General features: G+C 61.5%; 6 protein-coding genes. 4 read left to right on the top strand and 2 right to left on the bottom strand.

Annotation, left to right across the window (positions count from 1 at the left end):
• Positions 1 to 96: 96 nt before the first annotated feature.
• Together prpF and prpD are read left to right on the top strand one after the other, a co-directional pair.
• Positions 97 to 1,287 (top strand): 2-methylaconitate cis-trans isomerase PrpF, encoded by a 1,191-nt coding sequence (prpF, locus tag ACO6VD_RS23670; RefSeq protein WP_422422394.1) that lies wholly within the window; start codon positions 97 to 99, stop codon positions 1,285 to 1,287.
• A 49-nt stretch (positions 1,288 to 1,336) separates the two neighbouring features.
• Entirely contained in the window at positions 1,337 to 2,821 is a 1,485-nt protein-coding gene (prpD, locus tag ACO6VD_RS23675) for a 2-methylcitrate dehydratase (RefSeq protein WP_422422395.1), read from the top strand.
• Between the two features lie 73 nt (positions 2,822 to 2,894).
• On the opposite strand, the gene acnB is transcribed toward prpD, so the two are convergent.
• Positions 2,895 to 5,495: a bifunctional aconitate hydratase 2/2-methylisocitrate dehydratase gene (gene acnB, locus ACO6VD_RS23680; RefSeq protein ID WP_422422397.1), complete on the bottom strand. Its 2,601-nt coding sequence runs from the start codon at positions 5,493 to 5,495 to the stop codon at positions 2,895 to 2,897.
• Positions 5,496 to 5,902: 407 nt separating this feature from the next.
• On the opposite strand from acnB, the gene ACO6VD_RS23685 reads away from it, so the two are divergent.
• Positions 5,903 to 6,370, top strand: coding sequence for a DUF1289 domain-containing protein (locus tag ACO6VD_RS23685; RefSeq protein WP_400173783.1), 468 nt, complete (start codon positions 5,903 to 5,905; stop codon positions 6,368 to 6,370).
• Positions 6,371 to 6,501: 131 nt separating this feature from the next.
• Here ACO6VD_RS23685 and ACO6VD_RS23690 read toward each other — a convergent pair whose 3' ends face one another.
• Positions 6,502 to 7,365, bottom strand: a complete 864-nt coding sequence (locus tag ACO6VD_RS23690; protein WP_422422396.1) for a universal stress protein — start codon at positions 7,363 to 7,365, stop codon at positions 6,502 to 6,504.
• Between the two features lie 158 nt (positions 7,366 to 7,523).
• On the opposite strand from ACO6VD_RS23690, the gene ACO6VD_RS23695 reads away from it, so the two are divergent.
• Positions 7,524 to 8,129 carry a tRNA-(ms[2]io[6]A)-hydroxylase gene (locus ACO6VD_RS23695; protein WP_400173785.1) on the top strand — a complete coding sequence of 202 codons (606 nt, stop codon included), beginning with the start codon at positions 7,524 to 7,526 and terminating at the stop codon, positions 8,127 to 8,129.
• Positions 8,130 to 8,221: the final 92 nt, after the last annotated feature.

The following is an 8,221-nucleotide window of genomic DNA, read 5'->3' on the forward strand; positions in this document are numbered from 1 at the left end:
GGGGATTGCGGGGGGAATATCCCCCCCCAATGCGGGGGGGGGCGGGGCCCCCCCCCCCCCGATAGCCTCCCACAGCACTTACAGGACAACCCAGCTATGGCACAAGTACCGCAAATCAAAATCCCCGCCACCTACATCCGCGGCGGCACCAGCAAAGGCGTATTCTTCCGCCTCCAGGACCTGCCTGAAAGCGCGCAGGTTCCCGGCCCTGCCCGTGACGCACTGCTGCTACGGGTAATCGGCAGCCCCGACCCCTATGGCAAACAGATCGATGGCATGGGGGGCGCTACTTCCAGCACCAGCAAAACTGTAATCCTCTCGCGCAGCACCAAAGCAGATCACGATGTCGACTACCTGTTCGGTCAGGTGTCGATCGACAAGGCCTTTGTCGATTGGAGCGGCAACTGCGGCAACCTTTCCGCAGCGGTCGGTTCCTTTGCCATCAGTGCTGGCTTGGTCGACGCTAGTCGCATCCCGCAGAACGGTATCGCCACCGTGCGCATCTGGCAGGCCAATATCGGCAAGACCATCATCGCCCACGTGCCAGTCACCAACGGTGAGGTTCAGGAAACCGGCGATTTCGAACTGGATGGCGTGACCTTTCCGGCAGCCGAAGTGCAACTCGAATTCATGGACCCTGCCGCCGATGAAGACGGCGAGGGCGGTTCGATGTTCCCGACCGGCAACTTGATCGATGATCTGGTAGTGCCTGGCGTCGGTACGCTCAAGGCGACCCTGATCAACGCTGGCATCCCGACCATATTCATCCAGGCTGAAGCCATCGGTTACACCGGCACCGAGCTGCAGGACGCGATCAACGGCGACCCCGAAGCCCTGGCCCGGTTCGAGACCATCCGTGCCTATGGCGCCGTGCGCATGGGCCTGATCGGGCACATCGATGAAGCCGCCAAGCGCCAGCACACGCCGAAGGTCGCCTTTGTCGCGCCACCGAGCGCTTATCAGTCGTCCAGCGGTAAAGCCGTGGCGGCGGCAGACGTTGATCTACTGGTACGTGCGCTGTCCATGGGCAAGTTGCACCACGCCATGATGGGTACTGCAGCCGTGGCCATCGGTACCGCAGCGGCGGTCCCCGGCACTCTGGTCAACCTCGCGGCCGGTGGTGGCGAGCGCAGTGCCGTACGTTTCGGTCACCCCTCGGGCACCCTGCGCGTTGGCGCCGAGGCTCGGCAGGTGAGCGGTGAGTGGACTGTTACCAAAGCAATCATGAGCCGCAGTGCGCGGATACTGATGGAGGGCTGGGTGCGGGTACCCGGTGATGCCTTCTAACCAGTAACGGCGCTTGGCTCCCTGTTTATCTACGACAGAGAGATGTGAAATGAGTGCCAACGTTGATCTGAACAACCGTCCCGACTACGACCGGGTACTGCAGGACATCGCTGACTATGTCCTGAATTTCCAGGTCGAGTCCGGGGAGGCGCTGGACACGGCGCGCAACTGCCTGATGGACACCCTGGGCTGCGGCCTGCTGGCGCTGCGCTTCCCGGAATGTACCAAGCACCTGGGGCCGCTGGTGGAGGGCACGGTGGTGCCGTACGGCGCGCGGGTGCCGGGCACCAGTTACCGCCTGGACCCGGTCAAGGCGGCCTGGGATATCGGTTGTGTGGTCCGTTGGCTCGATTACAACGACACCTGGCTGGCCGCCGAGTGGGGGCATCCCTCGGACAACCTCGGCGGCATCCTGGCGGTGGCCGACCATCTTTCGCAAAAACGCGTGGCCAATGGTGAAGCACCTTTGAGCATGCGGGTGGTGCTGGAAGCCATGGTCATGGCGCATGAAATCCAGGGGGTGATAGCCCTGGAAAACTCCTTCAATCGCGTTGGCCTCGACCATGTGCTGCTCGTCAAAGTCGCGTCCACTGCGGTTTGCGCCAAACTCATGGGCGCCAACCGTGAGCAGCTGCTGTCGGCGTTGTCCCATGCCTTTGTCGATGGCCAGGCCCTGCGTACCTATCGGCATGCGCCGAATGCCGGCTCACGCAAATCCTGGGCGGCCGGGGATGCCTCCAGCCGTGGCGTGCGCCTGGCGGATATCGCCCTGCGCGGCGAGATGGGCGTGCCGGGCGTGCTGACGGCGCCACAGTGGGGCTTCTACGATGTACTGTTCAGCCACACCAACAAGGATCTGGCGCTCAAGCCGGAAGACAAGCGCGCCTTCAGCTTCTCGCAAGCCTTCTCCAGCTACGTGATGGAGAACGTGCTGTTCAAGATCAGTTTCCCTGCCGAGTTCCATGCCCAGACCGCGTGCGAAGCGGCAGTGACCCTGCACCCGCAGGTGCGCAATCGCCTGCATGAAATCGAGCGGATCGTCATCACCACCCATGAGTCGGCCATCCGCATCATCTCCAAGGTCGGCAAGCTGGCCAACGCTGCCGATCGCGATCACTGCATCCAGTACATGACCGCTGTGCCGCTGATCTTCGGCAATCTGGTGGCCGAGCAATATGAAGATGAGTTCCACGCCGGCCACCCGATCATCGACCGCTTGCGCGAGAAGATGGAAATCGTCGAAGACCCGCGTTTTACCCGCGAATACCTGGAAGCCGACAAGCGCTCGATCGCCAATGCCGTGCAGGTGTTTTTCAATGATGGGTCAAGCACTGAGCAGGTGGTGGTGGAGTACCCGATTGGTCATCGCCGGCGTCGCGCCGAGGGCATTCCGTTGCTGGAAGAGAAGTTCAAGGCCAACCTGGCGACGCGTTTTGCCGGTCAGCGGGTGAGCGAGATCTTTGCCTTGTGCAAGGATCAGGCGGCGCTTGAGGCGACGGCGGTGCATCGGTTTGTCGATCTCTTTGTGATCTGAGGGAACTGTGGGAGCTCCCATAGAACAATAAAAAACCCCGCCAATTGGCGGGGTTTTTTGACGCTAAGTCAGCTTACGCTTGAACAACCGGGATATTGGCGCTCGCAGCAGCTTCACGGAACTCGGCGATCTGGTCGAAGCTCAGGTAGCGGTAAACGTCGGCAGCCATGCTGTCGATGTTTTTCGCGTACTCCATGTACTCTTCGACGGTTGGCAGCTTGCCCAGGATCGAGGCAACAGCAGCCAGCTCGGCCGAGGCCAGGTAGACGTTAGTGGCGTCGCCCAGGCGGTTCGGGAAGTTACGGGTCGAGGTCGACACCACGGTCGAACCGGTCTGCACACGTGCCTGGTTACCCATGCACAGCGAGCAGCCTGGCATTTCCATGCGCGCACCGGCTTTGCCGTAGATGCCGTAGTAGCCTTCTTCGGTCAGTTGGTGAGCGTCCATCTTGGTTGGCGGAGCCAGCCACAGACGGGTAGGGATGCCACCCTTGACCTTTTCCAGCAACTTGCCGGCAGCGCGGAAGTGACCGATGTTGGTCATGCACGAACCGATGAACACTTCGTCGATCTTCTCGCCCTGAACGGTCGACAGCAGGCGCGCGTCGTCCGGGTCGTTCGGCGCGCAGAGCACAGGCTCTTTGACGTCGGCCAGGTCGATCTCGATGATCTCGGCGTATTCGGCGTCGGCGTCGGCTTCCAGCAGTACCGGGTTGGCCAGCCAGGCTTCCATTGCCTGGGCGCGACGCTCCAGGGTACGGGCGTCGCCGTAGCCTTCGCTGATCATCCAGCGCAGCAGGGTGATGTTCGACTGCAGGTACTCGGCAATGGCCTTCTCAGGCAGCTTGATCGAGCAGCCGGCAGCGGAGCGCTCAGCCGAGGCGTCGGAAAGTTCGAACGCTTGCTCGACGGTCAGTTCGTCGAGGCCTTCGATTTCCAGGATGCGGCCGGAGAAGGCGTTGATCTTGCCTTTCTTCTCAACGGTCAGCAGGCCCTTCTGGATGGCGTAGTAAGGGATTGCATGGACCAGGTCACGCAGGGTGATGCCCGGTTGCAGCTTGCCCTTGAAGCGCACCAGTACCGACTCCGGCATGTCCAGCGGCATAACGCCGGTGGCAGCGGCGAAGGCAACCAGGCCGGAACCGGCCGGGAACGAGATGCCGATCGGGAAGCGGGTGTGTGAGTCACCACCGGTACCGACGGTGTCCGGCAGCAGCATGCGGTTCAGCCAGCTGTGGATGATGCCGTCGCCTGGACGCAGGGACACGCCGCCACGGGTGCGGATGAAATCCGGCAGGGTGTGGTGGGTGGTGACGTCGATTGGCTTCGGATAGGCCGCGGTGTGGCAGAACGACTGCATGACCAGGTCAGCGGAGAAGCCCAGGCATGCCAGGTCTTTCAGCTCGTCACGGGTCATCGGGCCAGTGGTGTCCTGGGAGCCGACGGTGGTCATCTTCGGCTCGCAGTAGGTGCCTGGACGAACGCCAGTCACGCCGCAGGCTTTACCGACCATTTTCTGTGCCAGGCTGTAGCCTTTGCCGGTGTCGACCGGGGCTTCAGGCAGCTTGAACAGGTCGGTTGGGCCCAGACCCAGTTCAGCGCGGGCCTTCTCGGTCAGGCCACGGCCGACGATCAGCGGGATACGGCCGCCAGCGCGGACTTCGTCGAGCAGCACCGGGGTCTTCAGTTCGAAGGTGGTGATGACTTCGTCGGTGCCGTGTTTGCAGACTTTACCGGCGTACGGGTACACGTCGATGACGTCGCCCATGCCCAGGTTGGTGCAGTCGAATTCGATCGGCAGGGCGCCGGCGTCTTCCATGGTGTTGTAGAAGATCGGGGCGATCTTGGTGCCGAAGCAGAAGCCGCCAGCGCGCTTGTTCGGTACATATGGGATGTCGTCGCCGAAGAACCACAGCACCGAGTTGGTGGCGGATTTACGCGAGGAACCGGTACCAACCACGTCACCGACGTAGGCGACCGGGAAGCCTTTGGCTTTGACTTCTTCGATCTGCTTGAGCGGGCCGATGGCGCCTGGTTGCTCAGGCACGATGCCGTCACGGGCCATTTTCAGCATGGCCAGGGCGTGCAGCGGGATGTCAGGGCGCGACCAGGCGTCCGGGGCAGGGGACAGGTCGTCGGTGTTGGTTTCGCCTGGAACCTTGAACACGGTCAGGCTGTACTTCTGTTCGATGGCCGGGCGGGCGGTGAACCATTCACCGGCGGCCCAGGAATCCAGTACGGCCTTGGCGTGGGCGTTACCGGCCTTGGCTTTCTCGGCGACGTCGTGGAAGGCGTCGAACATCAGCAGGGTGTGCTTCAGTTGCTCGGCGGCAACGGCGGCCAGCTCGGCGTCGTCCAGCAGCTCGACCATGGTGGCGATGTTGTAGCCGCCCTGCATGGTGCCCAGCAGCTCTACCGCGCGCTTTTTGTCGATCAGCGGGGAAGTGGCTTCGCCTTTGGCCAGGGCAGAGAGGAAACCGGCCTTGACGTAGGCGGCTTCGTCCACTCCTGGTGGAACGCGGTTGGTGATCAGGTCGACGAGGACTGCTTCTTCGCCAGCAGGGGGATTCTTCAGCAGCTCGACCAGGCCTGCGGTTTGTTCGGCGTTAAGCGGCTGGGGCACGATACCCTGGGCGGCACGCTCTTCGATGTGTTTGCGGTAGGCTTCAAGCACAGTTATTACCCTCATCAGTGGTCCCAAATGGGTGTCCGGGACGCTCATCCAGAAAGTCCGGCACCCGTGCGCAATACGGCTTCTTGGGCCGCGTAGCCAGGGTTGCAGGAAATCCTTACAGAAGCTGCTTTCAAAGTTTTACGCCTGTAGAACGGAGGCTGATGAGGGCTGGCGCGGGATATGCGATCAGACGTATATCCCGGGCCAACGCCGTTCTACCGGATCAACTGTGCTCGTGACGCTTTGAAAACAGCTTCTAACGGACATTGCTGCCTTAAAAAGGCCGGATGATTCTACGGTAAAAACTCGATAAAGGTAAGGCGGGCTCGACGACTTTAGCGGGTGACCCCCGTTAGACAAAGGGCTAACATGGCAGTCTGTTCCACCGCCCAGCTATCGATTTTTTCATGTCCAATCAGTCAATTAAAACGCCTTGTGTCGGCCTCTGTTCCACGGTTTACGGGGATCTGGTGTGCCGTGGCTGCAAGCGTTTTCACCATGAAGTGATCAACTGGAACGGCTACAACGAAGATGAAAAGCGTGCGGTCTGGCTGCGCCTCGAGCAATTGCTGGTGCAGGTCATGGTGGCCAAACTTGAAGTCTTTGATGCCACGCGCCTGCGCCTGCAACTGGAGCAGCGCAAGATCCGCTTCGTGCCGCACCAGTCCGAGTATTGCTGGGCCTACCAGCTGATCGCCCGCGGGGCGCGGGTGATCCGTGAACTTGAGGCGTACGGGATGGTGCTGTTGCCGGAGTTTCGCGACTGGGAATTGCCCGAGTTGCGCGACGCCATTGATCGGGAATTCTTCTTGCTGTCCGAAGCCCACTATCAGCGCTACATCGCGCCGGGGTTTCTCAAGGATGCTTTGGGTTGAAGCCATCGCGGGGGGGAGTACAATAACCCCAAAACCCTGCAGGGGGGGGGGGGGGGTGGCCACGATAGGGAAACCCCCCTCCCCAAGGGGCTCATCGTTGGGGAGGCTGTGCTGCCCCCGCGATCAGTTCGTCAGCCTTGCGCCAGCTCGGTCAGGTGCACCTTCACTTCTTCAGTCTTGAGCACCAGCACATCGCATTCCAGTGAATCGAGCACCACCTCGGCGGTGTTGCCGATCAACGCCCCGGAAATCCCGGTGCGGGCCACGGTGCCGATCACCGTCACCACCGCATCGTATTTGTTGGCGGTGTAGGGGATCAGCACATCGGCCGGGCCTTCGGCGACGTGCAGGCGATCGTCCTTGATATCGAACTCGGCCTGGAACGCTGCGCATTCCTCGCGGTAGCGCTGCTCGATGGTTTCCTTCAGTTGATACACCGGATCGGCCGCCGACAGCATCGGTGACGGATGGGCGCTGATCACGTGCAGGTTGCCCTTGGCCAGGTTGGCGATCTCGTAACCGTGGTCGATGATGTTCTTGTGCAGCAACCGATGCGCCTCGTCATGGTTGCCGACATCCACTGCGGCGAGAATCACTCCACCGGCCCAAGGCCGTTCGCTCTTGACCATCAATACCGCGCACGGGCACTGACGCAGCAGTTTCCAGTCGGACGGAGTGAGCAGGGCCTTCTTCAGCGGGTTGTCCGGCCGGTGCTCCTTGATCACCAGGTCGCAGCCTTCGCCTTGCTGCACGGCAATGATCGATTCGTGCAGGCTGCCGTGCCAGGCCTCTTCATGGGTCACATTGTCGAAGCCGTCGTCGTGCAACTGGCTGCTGAGCAGGCTGAGCAGGGCGCTATGGTCGTGATTCTTGTCGGGCATCAACAAGTGCAGGCGTGCGCCGGTGGCGCCGGCGATCAGTTTGGCCCGGGTCAGGGCGCGGCTGTGGGCGTGTTCGGGGTCGAGTACCACCAGGATGCTGCGTACTTCTTGCATGAGCGTGAACTCCCTTCAGATTTGGCGACCGATGACTGACTATAGTCGGCGCCAAGTGCAATGGGCGTTGATATGTATCAAGCATAGTTCACTGGTGATCGCCGCCGCTGCCGGTATAATCGCCGGTCTTGCCGTTTGCCCTGCCTGTTTGTGAGCCTATGCACCTTATTCCCGAAATCGAAGCTTTCCTTGGCTGCCGTACTCCCGATGCCTGGGTCCAGGCGGCGCTTGCCGACCAGGAAACCCTGTTGATCGACCACAAGAACTGCGAGTTCAAGGCGGCCAGTACTGCACTGAGCCTGATGGCCAAGTACAACACGCACCTGGACCTGATCAACATGATGTCGCGCCTGGCCCGTGAAGAGCTGGTGCACCACGAGCAGGTGCTGCGCCTGATGAAGCGGCGCAAGATCGGCTTGCGCCCTTTGTCGGCCGGGCGCTATGCCTCGGGCCTGCGCCGGGTGGTGCGTACCCATGAGCCGGTGAAGCTGGTCGACACCCTGGTGGTCGGCGCCTTTATCGAGGCCCGTAGCTGCGAACGTTTTGCCGCACTGGTGCCACATCTGGACGAAGAACTGGGCAAGTTCTATCACGGCCTGCTCAACAGCGAGGCCCGGCACTATCAGGGTTACCTGAAGCTGGCTCATCAGTACGGTGAAGCGGCTGATATCGAGCGGGTGGTGGAGAAAGTCAGGGCGGTCGAGGCTGAACTGATCAGCACCCCGGATGAAGAGTTCCGCTTTCATAGCGGCATTCCTGCCTGATTTTTCGCGGGGCAAGCCCGCTCCCACCGGTGGTGTGGGAGCGGGCTTGCCCCGCGATCGATCTCTCCCGCCAAACAGCAAGCAAGCTCATT

The organism is Pseudomonas sp. GZD-222 (assembly GCF_049310525.1).
In the GTDB taxonomy this organism is placed as follows: domain Bacteria; phylum Pseudomonadota; class Gammaproteobacteria; order Pseudomonadales; family Pseudomonadaceae; genus Aquipseudomonas.

Coding starts and splice junctions, on each gene's coding strand:
- prpF (WP_422422394.1), top strand. CDS start 97: ATGGCACAAGTACCGCAAATCAAAATCCCCGCCACCTACATCCGCGGC.
- prpD (WP_422422395.1), top strand. CDS start 1,337: ATGAGTGCCAACGTTGATCTGAACAACCGTCCCGACTACGACCGGGTA.
- ACO6VD_RS23685 (WP_400173783.1), top strand. CDS start 5,903: ATGTCCAATCAGTCAATTAAAACGCCTTGTGTCGGCCTCTGTTCCACG.
- ACO6VD_RS23690 (WP_422422396.1), bottom strand. CDS start 7,365: ATGCAAGAAGTACGCAGCATCCTGGTGGTACTCGACCCCGAACACGCC.
- ACO6VD_RS23695 (WP_400173785.1), top strand. CDS start 7,524: ATGCACCTTATTCCCGAAATCGAAGCTTTCCTTGGCTGCCGTACTCCC.